The sequence below is a fragment of the Lacinutrix cladophorae genome (assembly GCF_053604645.1).
The window spans coordinates 1-19,501 of the sequence record NZ_JBSHNR010000104.1; the positions used below are offsets into that span (position 1 = coordinate 1).

The 19,501-nt window shown below is 31.5% G+C and carries 17 protein-coding genes; 11 read left to right on the top strand and 6 right to left on the bottom strand.

Annotated features, from left to right (window positions below; genetic code table 11):
* Positions 1-425: 425 nt before the first annotated feature.
* From thrS to ACVC3Y_RS05985, 8 genes are all read left to right on the top strand, one after another.
* Positions 426-2,360: a threonine--tRNA ligase gene (gene thrS, locus ACVC3Y_RS05950; RefSeq protein WP_303425287.1), complete on the top strand. Its 1,935-nt coding sequence runs from the start codon at positions 426-428 to the stop codon at positions 2,358-2,360.
* A 69-nt stretch (positions 2,361-2,429) separates the two neighbouring features.
* The gene (gene infC / locus ACVC3Y_RS05955) at positions 2,430-2,945 is read left to right on the top strand and encodes a translation initiation factor IF-3 (RefSeq protein WP_303425290.1); all 516 of its coding nucleotides are present in this window, start codon (positions 2,430-2,432) and stop codon (positions 2,943-2,945) included.
* 81 nt (positions 2,946-3,026) lie between these two features.
* Entirely contained in the window at positions 3,027-3,224 is a 198-nt protein-coding gene (gene rpmI / locus ACVC3Y_RS05960) for a 50S ribosomal protein L35 (RefSeq protein ID WP_303425285.1), read from the top strand.
* A 98-nt stretch (positions 3,225-3,322) separates the two neighbouring features.
* Positions 3,323-3,667 (top strand): 50S ribosomal protein L20, encoded by a 345-nt coding sequence (gene rplT, locus ACVC3Y_RS05965; RefSeq protein WP_303425283.1) that lies wholly within the window; start codon positions 3,323-3,325, stop codon positions 3,665-3,667.
* A gap of 146 nt (positions 3,668-3,813) precedes the next feature.
* Positions 3,814-7,077, top strand: a complete 3,264-nt coding sequence (locus ACVC3Y_RS05970; protein WP_452226374.1) for an amidohydrolase family protein — start codon at positions 3,814-3,816, stop codon at positions 7,075-7,077.
* Positions 7,078-7,176: 99 nt separating this feature from the next.
* Positions 7,177-7,980: an HAD family hydrolase gene (locus tag ACVC3Y_RS05975; RefSeq protein ID WP_303425279.1), complete on the top strand. Its 804-nt coding sequence runs from the start codon at positions 7,177-7,179 to the stop codon at positions 7,978-7,980.
* Positions 7,981-8,125: 145 nt separating this feature from the next.
* Positions 8,126-9,568, top strand: coding sequence for a C1 family peptidase (locus ACVC3Y_RS05980; protein ID WP_303425277.1), 1,443 nt, complete (start codon positions 8,126-8,128; stop codon positions 9,566-9,568).
* Position 9,569: 1 nt separating this feature from the next.
* On the top strand, positions 9,570-10,067 hold the full coding sequence (locus ACVC3Y_RS05985) for a hypothetical protein (protein WP_303425275.1): 498 nt from the start codon (positions 9,570-9,572) through the stop codon (positions 10,065-10,067).
* 102 nt (positions 10,068-10,169) lie between these two features.
* Here ACVC3Y_RS05985 and ACVC3Y_RS05990 read toward each other — a convergent pair whose 3' ends face one another.
* Both ACVC3Y_RS05990 and ACVC3Y_RS05995 read right to left on the bottom strand, forming a co-directional pair.
* The gene (locus tag ACVC3Y_RS05990; protein ID WP_303425272.1) at positions 10,170-11,369 is read right to left on the bottom strand and encodes a cupin domain-containing protein; all 1,200 of its coding nucleotides are present in this window, start codon (positions 11,367-11,369) and stop codon (positions 10,170-10,172) included.
* A gap of 27 nt (positions 11,370-11,396) precedes the next feature.
* Complete coding sequence (locus ACVC3Y_RS05995) at positions 11,397-11,609, bottom strand: hypothetical protein (protein ID WP_303425270.1); 213 nt, start codon at positions 11,607-11,609, stop codon at positions 11,397-11,399.
* A 171-nt stretch (positions 11,610-11,780) separates the two neighbouring features.
* Here ACVC3Y_RS05995 and ACVC3Y_RS06000 point away from each other — a divergent pair, with 171 nt between their 5' ends.
* The 3 genes from ACVC3Y_RS06000 (at position 11,781) to ACVC3Y_RS06010 (ending at position 16,079) form a co-directional block, all read left to right on the top strand.
* Complete coding sequence (locus ACVC3Y_RS06000; RefSeq protein ID WP_303425268.1) at positions 11,781-14,096, top strand: sel1 repeat family protein; 2,316 nt, start codon at positions 11,781-11,783, stop codon at positions 14,094-14,096.
* A gap of 94 nt (positions 14,097-14,190) precedes the next feature.
* A complete protein-coding gene (locus ACVC3Y_RS06005; RefSeq protein WP_452226375.1) occupies positions 14,191-15,306 on the top strand; it encodes a CHASE2 domain-containing protein in 1,116 nt (371 codons plus the stop codon).
* On the top strand, positions 15,279-16,079 hold the full coding sequence (locus ACVC3Y_RS06010; RefSeq protein ID WP_452226376.1) for a hypothetical protein: 801 nt from the start codon (positions 15,279-15,281) through the stop codon (positions 16,077-16,079). The genes ACVC3Y_RS06005 and ACVC3Y_RS06010 overlap by 28 nt, the downstream gene beginning before the upstream one ends.
* A gap of 50 nt (positions 16,080-16,129) precedes the next feature.
* Here the strand turns inward: ACVC3Y_RS06010 and ACVC3Y_RS06015 are convergent, their stop codons facing one another.
* From ACVC3Y_RS06015 to ACVC3Y_RS06030, 4 genes are all read right to left on the bottom strand, one after another.
* Positions 16,130-16,405, bottom strand: a complete 276-nt coding sequence (locus tag ACVC3Y_RS06015; protein WP_452226377.1) for an EF-hand domain-containing protein — start codon at positions 16,403-16,405, stop codon at positions 16,130-16,132.
* A gap of 142 nt (positions 16,406-16,547) precedes the next feature.
* A complete protein-coding gene (locus ACVC3Y_RS06020; protein ID WP_303425258.1) occupies positions 16,548-17,804 on the bottom strand; it encodes an asparagine synthetase B in 1,257 nt (418 codons plus the stop codon).
* Between the two features lie 52 nt (positions 17,805-17,856).
* Entirely contained in the window at positions 17,857-18,588 is a 732-nt protein-coding gene (locus tag ACVC3Y_RS06025; RefSeq protein ID WP_452226378.1) for a sulfotransferase-like domain-containing protein, read from the bottom strand.
* A complete protein-coding gene (locus ACVC3Y_RS06030; RefSeq protein WP_452226379.1) occupies positions 18,581-19,498 on the bottom strand; it encodes an aminotransferase class IV in 918 nt (305 codons plus the stop codon). The genes ACVC3Y_RS06025 and ACVC3Y_RS06030 overlap by 8 nt, the downstream gene beginning before the upstream one ends.
* Between the last annotated feature and the right edge of the window lie 3 nt (positions 19,499-19,501).

Sequence of the window (19,501 nt, forward strand, 5' to 3'; positions counted from 1 at the left end):
TTTTTTAAGCTTTTTTTTAATTATTTTTCCTAACCCCTTTTAGAAGCTTATTCTCAATACTTTATAAATAAACTTTTTTTGTCTAATATTCTAACCGAACTCCAATATCGCGTTAAGGATAGAAGCGACATCCTTTTTGCGATACTAATACAATACAAACTATTTTAAAAAATAACTAGAAAATAGTAGGATGGATTATTGAAATACTAACAAGTAACAAAAAGATATAGCGGAGAGCCTGACGATACTTAGCCCATAGGATAAGTAGCGGAACGCTATAATAGTTATAAAAAGAATTGGTAAATAAATAATACAACCTATTATGGAAACGTCTTGTTTTTAGGTATTATAAATTTATACCTATATATATATTGTGAGTGAATTTTTATACTATTATATTTGTAGCTTATAATTAATAATATAGAATGATACAAATTACTTTGCCAGACGGGAGCATAAAAGCATTTGAAGAAAATGCTACTCCTATGGATGTTGCTAAAAGTATTAGCGAAGGTTTAGCTAGAAATGTTATTTCAGCAAGTTTTAACGGTACAACTATTGAAACCTCAACCAAGTTGACCAGTGACGGATCTTTGATTTTATACACCTGGAATAATGATGAAGGAAAAACAGCATTCTGGCATTCAAGTGCACACGTATTAGCACAAGCATTAGAAGCTTTATACCCAGGAATAAAACTAACTATAGGTCCAGCTATTGATAATGGGTTTTATTATGATGTAGATTTTGGCGAGCATACCGTTTCGGAAAAAGATTTCAAGTCTATAGAAAATAAAATGATTGAGATTGCTCGTGGAAAACACGAATTTAAAATGCGAGATGCATCCAAAGCAGAAGCGTTAGCTTTATATAAAGACAACGAGTACAAAACAGAATTAATAGAAAACCTTGAAGATGGTACTATTACTTTCTGTGATCACGACACGTTTACAGATTTATGTCGTGGTGGACATATTCCTAACACAGGAATTATAAAAGCGGTTAAAATATTATCTGTTGCAGGAGCATATTGGAGAGGAAATGAAAACAACAAACAACTTACACGTGTTTATGGTACCTCTTTCCCGAAACAGAAAGAACTTACTGCTTATTTAGAATTACTAGAAGAAGCTAAAAAGAGAGACCACAGAAAACTTGGGAAAGAATTAGAGCTATTTACTTTTTCTCAAAGAGTTGGACAAGGATTACCTTTATGGTTACCAAAAGGAGCAGCTTTACGTGAACGTCTAGAAAACTTCTTAAAAAAAGCACAGAAAAAAGCTGGTTATGAAATGGTGGTTACACCGCATATTGGACAAAAAGAGCTTTATATGACTTCTGGTCATTATGCCAAATATGGAGAAGACAGTTTTCAACCAATTACAACACCAAAAGAAGGAGAAGAGTTTTTATTAAAACCAATGAATTGTCCGCACCACTGTGAGATATACAAAAGTAGTCAATGGTCTTATAAAGATTTACCAAAACGTTTTGCCGAATTTGGCACGGTTTATAGATATGAACAAAGTGGGGAATTACACGGCTTAACTCGTGTAAGAGGATTTACACAAGATGATGCACATATTTTCTGTACACCAGATCAATTAGACAAAGAGTTTAAAGACGTAATAGACTTAGTACTTTATGTATTTGGTTCTTTAGGATTTGAAGATTTCACAGCACAAGTCTCTTTAAGAGATCCTGAAAATCCGGATAAATATATAGGTAGTGATGAAAACTGGAAAAAAGCAGAAGACGCTATATTAAATGCAGCCAAAGAAAAAGGACTTAATTATGTAGTAGAAACTGGTGAAGCAGCATTTTACGGTCCGAAATTAGACTTTATGGTTAAAGATGCCCTTGGAAGACAATGGCAATTAGGTACTATTCAAGTAGATTACACTTTACCTGAGCGTTTTGAATTAACCTATAAAGGTAGTGATAACGAGCTACACATGCCAATCATGATACATCGTGCTCCTTTTGGGAGTATGGAACGTTTTATAGCTATTTTACTAGAACACACTGCCGGTAATTTCCCACTATGGCTAATGCCAGACCAAGTTATTGTACTATCAATTAGTGAGAAATATGAAAAATACGCGAAAAAAGTTTTAAGTTTGCTAGAAAATAACGAAATTCGCGCCTTGGTAGACAATAGAAATGAAACCATGGGGAAGAAAATAAGGGAAGCAGAAATGAAAAAAATCCCTTATATGATTATTGTTGGTGAAAATGAAGAGCAAGAAGGTAAAATTTCTGTTAGAAAACATGGAGGAGAAGATTTAGGCATGATTAGTGTAGATGCATTCTCAGAAATTGTAACAACAGAAGTAAATAAGACATTAAAACAATTTTAAAATAATAAGTTTAACTTAAATAGAAAAGTCATAGCAATACGTAGAAGAAGATCATCCTCGCCTAGAGTAATAAAAGAGGACCAACACAGAATTAACTCTAAAATTAGAGCTGAAGAAATTCGGTTAGTAGGAGATAATATTGAAGTAGGTGTATATAAAACAAAGCAAGCTTTAGCAATAGCAGACGAACAAGGTTTAGATCTTGTAGAAATCTCGCCTAAAGCAATACCACCTGTGTGTAAAGTTATGGACTATAAGAAGTTTCTTTATGAACAAAAGAAACGAGACAAAGCTTTAAAATCTAAGGCAACAAAAGTTATTATTAAAGAAATAAGATTTGGTCCTCAAACAGATGATCATGATTATGAATTTAAAAAGAAACATGCCGAAAAGTTTTTAAAAGAAGGAGCTAAATTAAAAGCATTTGTATTCTTTAAAGGACGTTCTATAATTTTTAAAGAACAAGGGCAAATTTTATTATTAAAATTAGCTCAAGATCTTGAAGAATTAGGAAAAGTTGAGCAAATGCCAAGATTAGAAGGTAAACGTATGACAATGTTTATCGCTCCAAAAAAGAATAAATAAACAATAGTTCATTCTATTGATTACATGCTAAAATAGTTTTAGTATAAAGATAATAAGCGAAATTATAAAACCTAGGAGAAAATGCCTAAAATGAAAACAAAATCTAGTGCTAAAAAGCGTTTCAAGCTTACAGGTACTGGTAAAATTAAGAGAAAGCACGCTTTTAAGAGTCACATCTTAACAAAGAAGTCGAAGAAGCGTAAGCTTAAATTAACTCATGATGGTTTAGTACATAAAGCAGATGAGAACAATGTTAAAGTAATGATGCGTTTAAAGTAACATTATTTTAATAGGTTAAAACAAATTAATAACCCTGGAGTTAGGCACAATAAAAAGTACTATTTAGTTAGTCGCCTACTACAAAAAACAATTAAATTATGCCAAGATCAGTAAATTCAGTAGCAAAGAGAGCCAGAAGAAAAAAGGTTCTTAAGCAAGCAAAAGGTTACTTTGGACGTCGTAAAAACGTTTGGACAGTAGCAAAAAATGCGGTGGACAAAGCGATGCAATATTCGTATAGAGACCGTAGAAATAAAAAGAGAACATTTCGTGCACTTTGGATCACGCGTATTAACGCTGGAGCTAGAGAACACGGTTTATCTTATTCGCAATTCATGGGAAAAGTAAAAGCTAACAACATCGAATTAAACCGTAAGGTTTTAGCCGATTTAGCAATGAACAGCCCAGAAGCTTTTAAAGCAATTGTAGATAAAGTAAAATAAGGCTTTTGCCTAAATAATAACATATTTCGCTTATAAAAAAATCCGAATCTTAATTGATTCGGATTTTTTTTTTGTCTACTATCAAAATTACAAAACAAATTTTTTTGAATTATTATAAGTATCTTTCCGTATAAAACACATAACTAATGAATCGTATATCTCTTATTACCATCCTATTTCTAGCTTTTACAATAACTGTTTTTAGTCAAGAAAATGAAGAGAAGGAGAAAGAAAAATGGGATGTTTCTAACCCAGAAGGAAACTGGGATTATAAAGAGTTCCAACTCGCTACAGATGAAGGTACTTGGATGAATCTCGATGTAAGTCCAGATGGTTCTAAAATTGTATTCGATTTACTTGGCGATATATATATTATGCCCATTCAAGGAGGGAAAGCAACTATTCTTAGAGAAGGCTTAGCATTCGAAATCCAACCACGTTTTAGTCCTGATGGAAAACAAATTTCGTTTACCAGTGATGCTGGTGGTGGAGATAATATCTGGATCATGAATATTGATGGTAGTGATGCTAAACAAATAACCAAAGAGAATTTTAGACTTCTAAATAACGCTATTTGGACCCCAGATGGCAACTATCTTATCGCAAGAAAACACTTTACTTCTGGTCGATCTTTAGGTGCTGGAGAAATGTGGATGTATCATAAAACTGGTGGTAGTGGATTGCAACTTACCAAAAAGAAAAATGAGCAACAAGATGTGAACGAACCAAGTTTATCATTAGATGGGAAACATTTATATTATAGTGAAGATGTTTATCCTGGTGGTTTTTTTCAATACAATAAAGATCCAAACCAACAAATCTATGCTATTAATGCTTATAATATGGAAACTGGTAAAACCGAAAGAATTACTGGTGGACCTGGAGGAGCAGCAAGACCACAAATTTCTAGAGATGGTAAAAAGTTAGCTTTTGTAAAACGTGTACGTACAAAAACGGTATTATATATTCATGATATAGAAACTGGCGAAGAATGGCCTATTTATGACACATTAAATAAAGACCAACAAGAAGCTTGGGCTATTTTTGGAGTCTACACTAATTTTAATTGGATGCCAAATAACGAAGATATTGTGATTTGGTCTGGCGGAAAAATAAAACGAATTAATACCAAAACTTTGAAAGTTAGTACTATCCCTTTTCAAGTAGAAGCAACCATTAAAATTGCAAAAGCTATTGAAGTCGATACTCCTGTTGCTCCAGAGTCTTTTAAAGCAAAAGTTATTCGCCATTTGGTAACATCTCCAGATGAAAAAACGGTGGTTTTTAATGCAATAGGTTATTTATGGACGATGAAGATGCCAAACGGGACTCCAAAACGTCTTACTTCTGGAACCGATTTTGAGTTTGAACCAACCTACTCTCCGGATGGAAAAAACATTACTTATGTAACTTGGAATGATGAAACTCTTGGAGCTATTTATACTATTTCAGCAAACGGAGGAATTCCAATAAAAATATCCAAAGAAAAAGGGATTTATAGAAATCCTTCATATTCTAAAAACGGAAAACATATTGTATTTAATAAGCAGTCCGGAAATACAGCACAAGGTAGATCTTTTACCAAGGATACTGGTATTTATAGAATGGATGCAAACGGAAACAATATCGAGTTCGTTACTAAAGAAGGAGATTTCCCGATTTTTAATGCAGATAAAAACCGAATTATATATCAAAAAGGAGGCATGTTTTTTGGCGCTCTTACTAAAGAATTAAAAAGTGTAGATTTAAATGGACAGGACGAACGTGTATTAATTAAGTCAAAACATGGAAATCGATTGGTTCCTAGTCCAGACGGAAATTGGATTGCTTTTATACACTTACATAAAGTATATATAGCACCAATGCCAAAGTCTGGACAGGTTTTAGATATAACAGATAAATCCAAATTTGTACCAATTACGCAAATTTCTAAAGATGCTGGTATCAATTTACATTGGTCGATGGATAGTAAAAAAATACACTGGACTTTAGGGAACACCTACTTTACTGCGGAAGCTTCCGAAGAAACAAAATTAACAGAAACTGGTATTCAAATACCTCTAACTATAAATACAGATAAACCTCAAGGAGTAATTGCATTTAAAGGTGCACGAATTATTACAATGGAAGGCAATCAAATAATTGAAAACGGAACTATTATTGTTAAAAATAATAGAATTGAAGCTATAGGAAATTCTTCAGAAGTAACCATTCCATCTCAAGCTAAACTTTATGATGTTTCCGGAAAAACTATTATGCCAGGAATTGTAGATGTACATGCGCATATTGGTGCATTTAGAGCAGGATTAACCACGCAAAAGCATTGGCAATTCTATGCAAATCTAGCTTATGGAGTTACAACATCACATGATCCTTCTGCAAATTCGGAAACCGTTTTTGCGCTTTCCGAATTGCAAAAAAAAGGAACATTAGTAGGACCTCGCCTCTACTCTACTGGATTTATATTATATGGAGCAGACGGCGATTTTAAAGCCACCATTAATAATTTAGAAGACGCTCGTTCTTCCATTCGACGTACAAAAGCTTTTGGTGCTTTGTCTGTTAAGAGTTACAACCAACCTAGACGCGAACAACGTCAGCAAGTATTACAAGCCGCTCGAGAAGAAGGCATTTTTGTTGTGCCAGAGGGAGGATCGACTTTTTATCATAATATAACTATGATTATGGACGGCCACACTGGTGTAGAACATAATATTCCTGTAGCTCCTGTTTATAAAGATGTTCTTGAGCTTTGGGGAAGAAGTAATGTTGGATATACACCTACACTTATAGTAAATTATGGAGGATTAAATGGTGAAAATTATTTCTACGAAAACACGAATGTTTGGGAAAATAAAAAATTGTTACAATTTATGCCAAGAGGAATTTTAGATGCTAGAGCAAGGCATCGCACTATGGCTCCAGAAGAAGAATATAAAAATGGTCATATATTAGTTTCAGAAACTTGTAAAGCTTTGACAGATGCTGGTGTAAAAGTCAACCTTGGCGCGCATGGACAACTACAAGGCCTTGGTGCGCATTGGGAATTATGGATGCTTCAACAAGGAGGTATGACCAACCATGAAGCATTAAAAGCAGCAACGATAAATGGTGCAGATTATATTGGAATGGCAGCAGATATTGGATCTTTAAAACAAGGCAAACTAGCAGATTTAATTGTAATGAACAATAATCCACTAGAAGATATTCGCAATTCTGAAAGTATTATTTATACTATGATTAATGGCCGTTTGTATGATAGCGAAACTATGGATGAAATAGGTAATGAACCAAAAAAACGTACTCCTTTTTATTGGGAGAATAACAAATACAATGCAAGTTTCCCTTGGGATATTGAAAGTCAAAGTTTTACTCGAGGTGCTTGCGGTTGTCATTTAGGCAAACATTAAACGAGAAAAAAAATAAATCCTTTTGTTTACATTAACTTAACATTTTTTTTTGAATCCTATTTTTTAATATTCATATCTTCAAATAAAATATAAGATTGTATGAAAAACGTAAAAATGGTTATTACAGATATGGATGGAACCTTACTAAACTCCAACCATGAAGTTAGTAGTAAGTTTTTCGAAATTTTTAAACAACTAAAAAAACAAAATATATTATTTGTTGCTGCAAGCGGAAGACCTTATTATAGTATTACTGAAAAGCTTAAAACTATAAAAGAAGACATTACTATAGTTGCAGAGAATGGCGGATTAGTTATAGAAAATGAAACATTACTGCTATCTAATGCTCTAAGTAATGAAAAAGTAAGCCAATTATTTAATATAGTAAATACTATAGAAAACACATATCCTCTTTTTTGCACCAAACATAAAGCGTATATTAAAAGAGCTTCTGATGAAATGATCCAGTTGTTTTCTGAATATTATTCGAATTACACAATCATTGATTCTATTAAAGAAATTAAAGAAGAGGTTATTAAAATAGCACTTTATCATCCAACAAGTTCAGAAGCCAACATCTACCCTTTTGTAAAAGATTTATCTCCAAAATATAATGTTGTGGTATCTGGAAATCACTGGGTAGATATATCGGATGCAATAACCAATAAAGGGCATGCCATACAATTTCTTCAAAAAAAACATAAAATAAGTACTGCCGAAACGATGGCATTTGGTGATTACAATAATGATTTTGAAATGCTTCAATGTGCAACTTATAGCTATGCTATGGAAAATGCGCATGATAACATTAAAGCCATTGCGAATTACCAGACTTCTAATAATGATGATTTTGGTGTGGAACGCATCCTTGAACAGCTAGTTATCAACAACATACAATACTAAATAGTCCTTTACGATTTAAATTATTCTCATACAATGCCCTCCCTTTATTTAGCATGTAAACTCTTAATAATTAAATGAATTGTATATTAATTATTTTTTTTCTAGCTTAGTCGTTAGCTATTAACTTATACTTAAATTTAAAATCATGAAGAACAAACTAACTATTCTTTTATTTTGTACGATTACTATTTCCATTTTTGCCCAAAACAAACCTAAGACGGGCCTTTTATTTGATGACGCATCTTATAATAAAACTCCAATGAAAGCTAGAAATGTAGCTTTTCAAGATGTTATAAGCGATCAAACAAGTTCTTCCTTAAAAGAGTTTGTTCCAGAAATTAAAAATCAAGGTGGGTATGGCACATGTGTAGGATGGTCTTCTGCGTATTACGGTAGAACCATTTTAAATGCTAGAAGAAATGATCTTACTGCAAAAGAAGATATTAATAAGAACACCTACTCTCCTGTTTTTACTTATTTAAATTCTAATATTGATGATGATTATAATTGTCAAGGAGGAGCATATATAAACAGAGCATTAAAAGTAATGGTAGAAATGGGAACGCCTTTATTTAATGATTACGATGTTATGTGTGATTCGTCTATACCAGAAACTTTAATTAGCAAGGCTAAAGAAAATAAAATTAAAGATTTTACAAGATTATATGGTGATGGGGAAAGTAATCAAACTAAAATAGAATCTGTAAAAAGATCTTTAGTAAACGGAAATCCAGTAATTATTGGTTTTATGATCGAAAATTCCTTTTATACTGCGAAAACTGTTTTTGAACCAGAATATACTGAAACTACTGGTGGACATGCAATGTGTGTTATTGGATATGATGATGAAAAATACGGCGGTTCTTTTGAAATTGTAAATAGTTGGGGAAAACAATGGGGAAATGATGGTTTTATCTGGGTTAGATATGAAGATTTTGCCAATTTAACGAAGTATGCTTTTGAAATGATTCCGCAGAAAAAACCGATCAAACAAGAAAGAAATGTTTTATCAGGAGAATTAGATTTAGAATTATTTGATGGTTCTACAATGGATATTAATTTAGGTACTGGTGATTACAAAAAAAGTGTTCTAGGTTGGCAAGAGGTTGTTGTTGAAGAAGAAGTACAAAGTATTGGAGACTATACAACAAAAAACATTTACCCTGCTAACACTAAATATAGAATGTATGCCAAAGTAAATAAACCATCCTATGTCTATGTACTTGGTGCAGATAGCGAGGGGCAAAACGGCGTGTTATTTCCTCATAAAGAAGATGTTAGTCCATATATAAATTATGAGAACACCTCGGTTGTAATACCTGGAGAAAAACATTGGTTTAGACTTAATGGAGATATTGATTCTGATTATTCTATTGTAATTTTCTCTTTGGATAAAATAGACATGGATCAAGTAAAAAATAACCTAGATACTATGGAAGGGAATATTCTAGACAAACTCTATGTTATATTTAATGATAAACTAATAAGTAAAGACGATATAACTCTAAATACCGATAAAATAGGGTTTACTTCAGAGTTTACAGAAGGTAGTATTGCATTGATGATTTTGGATATAAAAAGAAGATAAGATGTTTAAAATCTTAAAAATAGTCTTGTTATCTATAGTGCTTTTAACTACTTACAACTGTAAAAGTAATAAGAATAAGCAAAGTGCTTTTAAGGCAAGTACACCCAATACTACTACCTTAAAAAGTTTATTGAACAATACTCCTATTTCAGTTTTAGAACAATCTAGTGAAATTTCGCTATACAAAATTGTACAAAAACCAATAGAAGGTTCTGAAGGAGAAACCTCTAACAAACTTGTTTTTCAAAAAAAACTAGATACTAAAGCAACCAACTTACTAGTTCAAAACATTCTTAATGATAATTCGTATGATTGGAAAAACTACTCTGAGAAACTAGAAATTAATCCTACAATACAATTTGTAGTTAAAAAAGATAATGAGTTTCTTAACCTAATATATGATCCTACATTGAAGCATATAGGCTTTATCAATCTAGAAGGTCAAAATATTATTCCTGTTTCTAATAAATTACATGATATGCTTTTGCAGCTTCAATAAACAAGGATTAAGTAAAAACAAAAAAACATCTATTTAATAGATGTTTTTTTGTTTTTATAGTATGGAATAATAAAAGATAATAGTCTTTTAAAAAGGCTAAAGTTAATGCACGTAAATAATTCCTTCAGTAATTAAATGCTCTAATAGCACTTCTTTTCCTTCATCATCTAAATCATTTCCTAAATCTTTAACATTAAAATGCTCTTTAGAGGATATAATTTTAAATGTATTATAAACGTAATCTGGAAAAGAATGTTCTAACCCATTCGCTTTAATAATTAGCTCCTCTCCTATTACTTCATATTTAATTAATATATTTTTTCGAAGAGAAAATGTACTCGTATGGTAATCTAATACGTTTTCATTTAGTGCATCAATTAATTCTAATTGACCAACTAATTTTGAAGGCATATGCTTTATTACATCATCTTCCATATCATTAATAATAGACTTCACATCTATGTTACTCTCTAAATCAGTAATCACTTGTTTAAAAGATTTGCTAATTTCTTCTTTGAGTTGCTCATTATTAATATACCCAAAAGGAAGATATTTTCTTAATTCAATATTATTAGTTGCAGCCTTTGTTATACTATTAGAAACTAATTTAAACATAGAAGTTCCCATGACTCCAAGAGTAATGTGAATTGAAGAAGTATTCGTTGTTCTAGCATTATGCATAACACCACGTGGAATATATAGTAATTCTCCTTCTTTTAAAGTAATGTTTTGCTTTAAAACGGGGTTTAAATCCATTTCTGGGGTAAAATTTTGAGGTCCTTTTAATGGTAACTCTACTGGGTTATCATATATTTCCCATTCTTTAGATCCATGAACTTGTAGTACAATTACATCATGAGAATCATAGTGTGTATTAAAACCTTGCTTTTCTTTTGGAGTACAATATATATTTGTTTGATATCTATGGGAAGTTTCTTTAATTAAATTATCGCATAAATTCCCTAAAGACATTAAATAACTATTTAAACCAACAACATTAATTGTTGCACCTTCTGCATAAAACTTATACAGTTTTGGTAAGTTTATACTGTTATCTGTATGTAAATAATCCCGATGTTTAAAATCGATAGAAGTTCCAACAAGTTGAACATCTGGATATTTTACATTTTGTTCGTTTAAAAATAAATCGAAAACTTTTCTAGTTAATAAAGAATTATAATAACTAGAAGTTCTCGATTTATCTTGTTTAATATGCAAAACTTCTTTTTCAAAATAATCTGATAAAAAAGTTTCTTTTGTAATTGGATGAATTAACCAATCAAAATATTTTTTTTGAGGCATTCTATAATTTCCTGAAATTACAATTTATTAGCAGTCGTCTGAAAAAGAAGTTACATCGGCATCAGAGCTTGAACTTGCTGGGTCTGCTACAGTACTAGTGTCATTATCACAAGCTGCAGTTTCCTCACAAGCATATACAGAAGCCACTAGACCTAAAACTGCAAAAGTTTTAGCTACTGATTTTCCTGAAATACCCATGATTGATTTTGATTTTAATTGGTCTTTTTTTAATGATTTCATAAAAGTTTAGTTTAGTTTTTTTATTGATAATAGCATCGTTCGTAAATATAAAAAAAAATATGAAACAATAAAATCAACAAAGTGTAATATTTTTTTTGCAGATAATATTATCTTTGTTTTACGCTATTAATAAATATTTTCTTAAAATACCCTATCAAAGTAACTATTATCATGAAAAATATTCTCTTACTCCTATTATTTATATCCTCCGTAGTTTTTTCACAAGATATCAAAATGTGTGGATATCAAGGTTATCAAAGTGTCGAAGAAGTTAAAAACGCCTGTGCACAGTATGGTTTCATGAGTAACCATGAAGCAGAAGCTGTTGTAGACGAAATTTTAGAACAAGTTGGACTGTACCGTAATTTTATGGTTCAAGAATGTCCCAATATAAATAATGCAATTGCTGCAACTGTACCTTCTGGACTAGGCAGTATGGAAAGATATATTCTTTATGATAAAGAATTTTTTGCGAAAGTAAATAACAAAACGAATACCGATTGGGGAGCTACAAGTATATTGGCTCATGAAATTGGACATCATTTAAATGGTCACACCCTTAAAGCTGGTGGTAGTACTCACAAAGTTGAACTACAGGCAGATGAATTTTCTGGTTTTGTTTTAGCAAAAATGGGTGCATCTTTAGAAGATACCCAAAAAGCAATTAATGAGCTTATTAGTGACACTCCTTCGTTAACACATCCAGCCAAAGAGTTAAGACTTGCATCTATAGAAAAAGGATGGTCTAAAGCTTCTGATGGAACAACCACTGAGGTAGTAAGATCTGTTAGTTCTTCTTCTTTTAAAACCGCAGAAAAACAATTTAGCGAAAAAAGTTTTGATGAAGCCTTGACTAGCTTTAAAAAAGCAGCAGATGAAGGTGTTAGCGATGCTAACTTTTATTTATCGAACATGTCTGTTATGGGCTTAGGTACTCCTATTGATAATGAAAAGGCATTTTTCTATGCATTAGAAGGACATAATGAAGGATCTGTAGCATCCTCTTTTCAATTAGCAAAACTATATATTAATGGTGTAGGCGTAACTGCAAACGAAGAAGAAGCAAAAAAAACATTTACGGAAGGTTTTCAAACTACATGGTTTACAAAACAATTTGAAAAAACAAAACTACCTATATATGCAAGTGCATTAAGTTATATGTATGAAAACGGTTTAGGTTTTGAAAAGAATAACGAACAAGCGGTTTATTGGATACAGAAAGCGGCAGAACTTGGTGATGTACTTTCGCAATTTAAGCTTGCCATGATTTATAAAAATGGAACAGACACAAAAACACAAAGTTTAGAAAAAGCAGTTTATTGGCTTAAAAAATCTTCTGAAAGTGATTATGCCATTGCACAAAATGAATTGGGTGTTATGTACTTTAATGGAATAGGTGTTTCTAAAAACTCTGAGAAAGCTGTAGCTCTTTTTAAAAAAGCAGCAGAGCAAGGAAATGAAAACGCACAATTTAATTATGGAAATGCTTTAGAAAATGGAATAAGTATTTCTAAAAATTTAGAGGAAGCATTTAATTGGTATGAAAAGTCTGCAAAAAAGAACAATACAAAAGCACAAAGTAGCTTAGGGATGATGTATTTTAATGGGAAAGGTACATCTATAGATCTTGAAGAGGCAGAATTTTGGTTTAAAAAAGCTTCCGAAAAAGGAGATGCTACCGCTCAAAGTGGTTTAGGTTTTATGTATGAAACAGGAACTGGATTAGATAAAAATATAGAATTAGCATATTCCTTATATGAACAAGCAGCTAAAAAAGGAGATGCTCATGCACAAAATAACTTAGCCAAATTTAATGAGAACGGAGTTGCAGTAACTAAAAATTTAGCCATTGCAGCAGAGTTGTATGAAAAAGCTGCTTTACAAAACTATACAGAAGCACAAACAAATACTGGTAGAATGTATCATTATGGTATTGGTGTGAATACGAATAAAAAACAAGCCATTTATTGGTATAATAAAGCTGTAGAAAAAGAAGATGTAAACGCACAATATTTACTTGGAGAGATGTATTCTGTAGATGCAGGACCAATATTAGACTACCAAACAGCTTTAAAATACTATTCGGCAGCTGCAAAACAAAACCATCCAGCAGCGCATTATAGAATTGGGACTATTTATCTTCAAGGAGACGGTGTAGATACCGATATGAAAAAAGTGTTAAATTGGTATATGCTTGGCGCCGAATTAAATGATTTAAATTGCCAGTATGCTCTTGGTTATATGTTTCAAGAAGGAGACAACGTAAAGCGAGATTACGAAAAAGCTTTATTCTATTTTAAACAAGCATCCAATCAAGGTCATAAAGAAAGTCAATCCTATTTAGGTAACCTCTTTGAACGTGGTAAAGGCACCGAAAAAAGTAAAAAGCAAGCAGTTTATTGGTATAGAAAAGCTGGGATGCAAGGGGATGAATTTGCGCTTAAAAGATTAAAAAAAATGGATCAACCATTAAACGTAAAGAACTAAAAAACTATCTTTCACAGAACCTAAATATTATATTTTGAATACTAGAAAACTACTATACAAAGATGCCTTCTTTTGTATGTTATTCTCCTTTTTCATGCTTTTTATAGTATCTTTTATAGTGATTAATATGTCTGTTTTTAATCCCTTTTCAAATGCATTTAAAGACTTTAGCTTTTTAGATATTTTTTACTCCGAAAAATTAGGAGATGATACTACTATTAACACAGATATTGTAATTATTAACATTGAACATTTAGACCGTTTTGAATTACAAGAATTATTACATAATGTTCAAAAAAGCAATCCTAAAGTTATTGGTATAGATGCCATTTTTAGACAACAAAAAGATGTATTTGTAGATTCTTTACTTGCTGTAGAATTAAATAAAGACAATGTTATAAATTCATATGCGTTTTATGATAATGTTATTACTAAAAACCATAGTTCGATAACCAAAGTAAATGCACTTCACGGGTATTCTAATTTAAACTTTGACAAACAAAACAATGTTATTAGAAACTATCAAGGATTTAAAAAGCTAAACGATACTATTTATGAAGCTTTTTCAGCTGTAGTAGCAAAAAAGTATCTAGGTAATTCATGGGATTCTAGCTTAGAAAAAAAGTTAGTTAAAGAAATCCCTATTAAATATTATGGAGATTACAATAAATATCTAACCTACAGTTATTCTGAAATAATGGAATCAGAAAAAATTGATGCTCTAGATAATGCTATTGTATTGTTGGGTTATATAGGGCAACCTCTTGGTAATATTTATGATATTGAAGATAAACATTTTACACCTTTAAATAGTAGACCAATAGGTAAAAGTGCTCCAGATATGTTTGGTATAATAATTCAAGCCAACATAGTACAAATGCTAATTACTAATGATTTTATTTACTTAGTACCAAAGTACATCATTGCTCTTTTAACTATTATTATTACTTTTTTTGCTCTTGTATACTTTATTGCAAAAAGTGTGAAGTCTCCTGCCAAATACATGTTATTAAAAAAAGTAGTGCAATTGCTTTTTACCATTATTTTTATTTGGATTTCTTTATTCTTAATGAAAAAAAACATTTATTTAAAAGCTGCTCCAATTATAGCAATCATGTTACTTAGTGTAGAATTTATTGCACTTTATAAAATATTAACGAATTACCTAAACAAAAAATATTCATGGAAAAGTTACTTTTTTCAAAACTAGTACTATTATTTATTAGCCTTATCTCCTTTGTTGGTTACAGTCAAGAATCCTATTTTGTATTTAAAAGTGTAGGTAATCCTTTATTAAATAGCGTAACCAAAGTAAAAAAGGGAAACAAACTTAAAACAGACGATATAATTCAGTTAAAACCAAATGACTCCTTATTAATTGTAGATGATAAGGGGAATTTATTTCAATTACCAAATAATAACTCTAGTAAGACAGAATACCCAATTACAGAAATCAACGACTATAAAGCAACTACAGATGTTTCTTCTTTTTCTAAAAAGTATTTGTCTTATGTTTGGAATCAATTTTCTAAAAAAGGGGATACAAAAGAACACACAGGTGTTGTTTATAGAAGCAGTTTAGACTCATTAATGTTAAATCCTGTAGATAGTATTAAAATTTATCGTCCAGAAATAGAATTTTCTTGGATACCGGAAAGTACAGGGAAACCCATGTACTTTTTATTACAAGAAAAAGGAGATTATGATTATGTTCATAAAATTGGAGTTACTGGCAACCACTTGGCCTTGTTTGTAGATAAAAAGCTATTAGTCCCTGGCAAAGAATATCTTTGGGCGATTTCAAATACGAAATACCCTAACCTAAATACTATAGACTTTTATAGTTTTACAATATTGGACAAAGACACTTTTGATGTTGAAAAATCAAATCTTCAAGATTTAATTAGTGACCTTAAAAAATTAGGACTTTCTAAATTAGAGATTAAAACAATACTATGTAAAGATTATAAACTATGTTATTAAAACCTATGCCATCATAGATACTAAACTTGTTTTACAAATTTTGTTTAATATTACCCTTTTACTACAATTTCACCTATTGCGAATTTAAATTCTTCCCAATCAATTAAACCATCTCCATCTTTATCGTAACCTTCTATTAGTTTTGAAGTGACTAAACCACGAATAAAACCATTTATTTCGGCTTCTTTTAATAGTTTCACTATTTCACTTTTTGCTAGCTTACCATCGCTATTTTTATCGAAAAAAGCAAAAGCAGCTTCTGGTGTATCAAAATTGTTTGTTATTAAAATTTGAATTTTATTTAGTATGATTTCTTTTGTTGCCATGATTATTTTTGTTTTCTAAATTTAAGAAATTTTCTTCGGTGTTGCGTTAAGGATTGCAGTGACATCCTTTTGCTTTTTTGCAAAAGATATAACGGAAAGCCTGCCAATATTTTTTTTAAAATATTGGAACGCCCAAATTATTTTAAGTCTTCTGTTTTTTCTTTTTAGCTGCCGGAAACAACACATTATTTAATATTAGTCGGTAACCTGGAGAGTTTGGATGCAAATCTAATTCGGTTTTTGGGTCTCCTACTCGATGCGTATAATCTTCTGGATCATGACCACCATAAAAGGTGAAAAATCCTTTCCCTTTTATACCATGAATGTATTTTGCTTCTCCATTGGTTTTATTTTCGCCCATAACCAATACGTTGCTTTTAATTTCTTTGCGTGTAAAAGATGTGGTTTGCCCCATAAAACCTTTTACCAATGCGGTGTGGTTTTGACATAACATACTTGGAATTGGATCCCATTTTGCGGAATAATCCATGAGTGTAAAATAATCTACAGTTTTAGCTATTCTTCTTTTCTGGGTCATATCTATACTAGAAAACTCGTACACATTGGGGCTTTGTTCTAAGGTATAATCTTTAAAAGCAAAGGTTTTACTATAATCAATATTGTTTTGGTAATTGGCATCACTACCATCCCCATCAAACATGGGTTCGCAAATATCGATACCTTCTGCAGAAAGTGCAATATCGAAACTATCTGTAGCGCTGCACATAGCAAACATAAAACCGCCACCAATAACATAATCTCTAATTTTTAAGGAAACGGCTAATTTTTCTTGAGATACTTTATTGTAACCTAGTTTCGTTGCTAAAGCCTCTGCTTCCTTTTTTTCTTCAATATACCAAGCTGCAGTTCTGTATGCTCTATAAAATTTACCGTATTGTCCTGTAAAATCTTCGTGGTGCAAATGCAACCAATCGTATAATAAAAGTGCGTCGTTTAGCACTTCTTCATCATAGATAGTTTCATAAGGTATTTCGGCATAACTTAAAACCATTGTTACGGCATCGTCCCAAGGCAATTTTCCTCTTGGTGTGTATACTGCTATTTTTGGTGCTTTTTCTAACACGACAGCTTCCATATTTTTACTAGGGCTACTAATTTCTTGAAGAATACTTTCGGCTTTAGCGTTAGATAATATTTCGAAAGAAACACCTCTAATTTGGCATTCGCGTTGAATTTCCTGACTATCTGGAACAAGAAAAGATCCACCTCTATAATTAAGCAACCATTTAACTTTTAGTTGTTTTTCTAGGGTCCAATAGGTAATTCCGTATGCTTTTAAATGGTTTTTTTGCGTTTCTGCATCCATTGGAATTAGGATGTAAGAAGCGTATGTTTGTGTTACTAAGAGTATTAGTAGAAGTGTTATTATTTTTTTCATTGTATGAAAGATACTCAAAAATTATTCCTTTTGTAACTGCATTAGTACAATTTTAACCAATTGCATATTTAATTAGTTTATTATAATGTGGTAAGCACTCTTTTAATAGTGGTTTTAAATGTTCTGGAAAGGTTTCTGTTTTAGGCTTATATTCTAAAAAACCTGTGGATTTATGGATACTTGTATACCAATATTTAGCCCAACTACCATCTTCTGGTCTTGCTCCAGCTTGCCAATGAAGCATTTGTTCATCAAATGGAATTCCTACAAATTCACATAATTTAGTTAATACTTTCTTAGGGTTTAATAATACTCGTTTAGAATCTAAAACAATTGGTTTTATGTTATTTGTTTCTAAATAATCTAATAACTCGGTGTGTTTTGCATAGCCAACATCTGCAATGCTAGGGTTTTTAATTACTTTATCAAACGACGGAAGCATTTCTAGAGGATCTCGAGTTAAAATAACATTATACACATTTTTTTCTTTCATAAAATCGCGATTAATATGCAATAAATGATGCGTCATGTTTTTAAAAAAGAAAACAGGTTTTTCATTATTTGTCATCATTTTAGAGAGTACTATATTACCATCCTTTTCTAAAGTATCTAAAATATCTTGTGTTCCTGGATGGTACTCTTTTGCATCTGTATTATTTAAATAATGTGCGTACAAAGGCTCATCAACCACTTTAGTATCTTGTCTTTGTGCAAAACTATACATTAAAGTAGTAGAAATATTTCTTGGCCCAGACCATAAACAAATGCGTTTCGTATTATCCATTTTTCACTTCTTTATCAATTAATTCATGATATAAGTCACTTAATTTTCTTGTAAAATCTCCAAACGACTTTTCACCAATTTTTCTACCATCAATATTAGTTACAGGAGTTAGCCCTCCAAAGGTTCCGGTAACAAAAGCTTCGTCTGCTCCATATACATCAAATAAAGAAAAATCTTTTTGGTGACACGCTATATTATTTAATTTACAAGCCTCTATAACTTTAGCTCTGGTGATTCCATTCATACAATATTGTCCAGTAGAAGTATATACTTCTTCATCTTTTACAATAAAAAAATTGGTGGCATTGCATGTAGAAACAAAGCCATTTACATCTAACATTAAGGCTTCGTCTGCTCCCGCTTCAATAGCTTGAATAAGCGCCTGAACTTCATGCAATTTACTATGGCAATTTAATCTAGGGTCCAGATAATCGGGAGAACCTCTACGAATTGTACTTGTAAATAGAGTTATGCCTTTTTCTTTACTTTCTGGTGATGCTTTTTTGTATTCTGGTAAAATAACCACATTAGGTCCAGAAATAGTAAGTCTAGGGTCTTGCGATGGTGTTTTTTTAATTCCTCTAGTAATCATTATTCTAACATGCACATTGTCTTGCATATTATTTTTATGAAGTGTTTTCCAAACTTCCTCTACTAAACCTTCCTTGGTAAAAGGAAATTTCATACCAACACTTGCAGCAGATTGCCATAATCGATCTAAATGGTCTTTAAGAAAAACGAGCACTCCTTTGTGTAAACGAAGGGCTTCCCAAATACCATCGCCAACAAGATAACCACTATCTAGAACCGAAATTTTAGCATCTTCTCTTTGGAAGAATTCACCATTGATATAAACTTGAATATCTTTATTTCTGCTGTCTTCTACAGCATTATGTGTACCATGAACCATTAA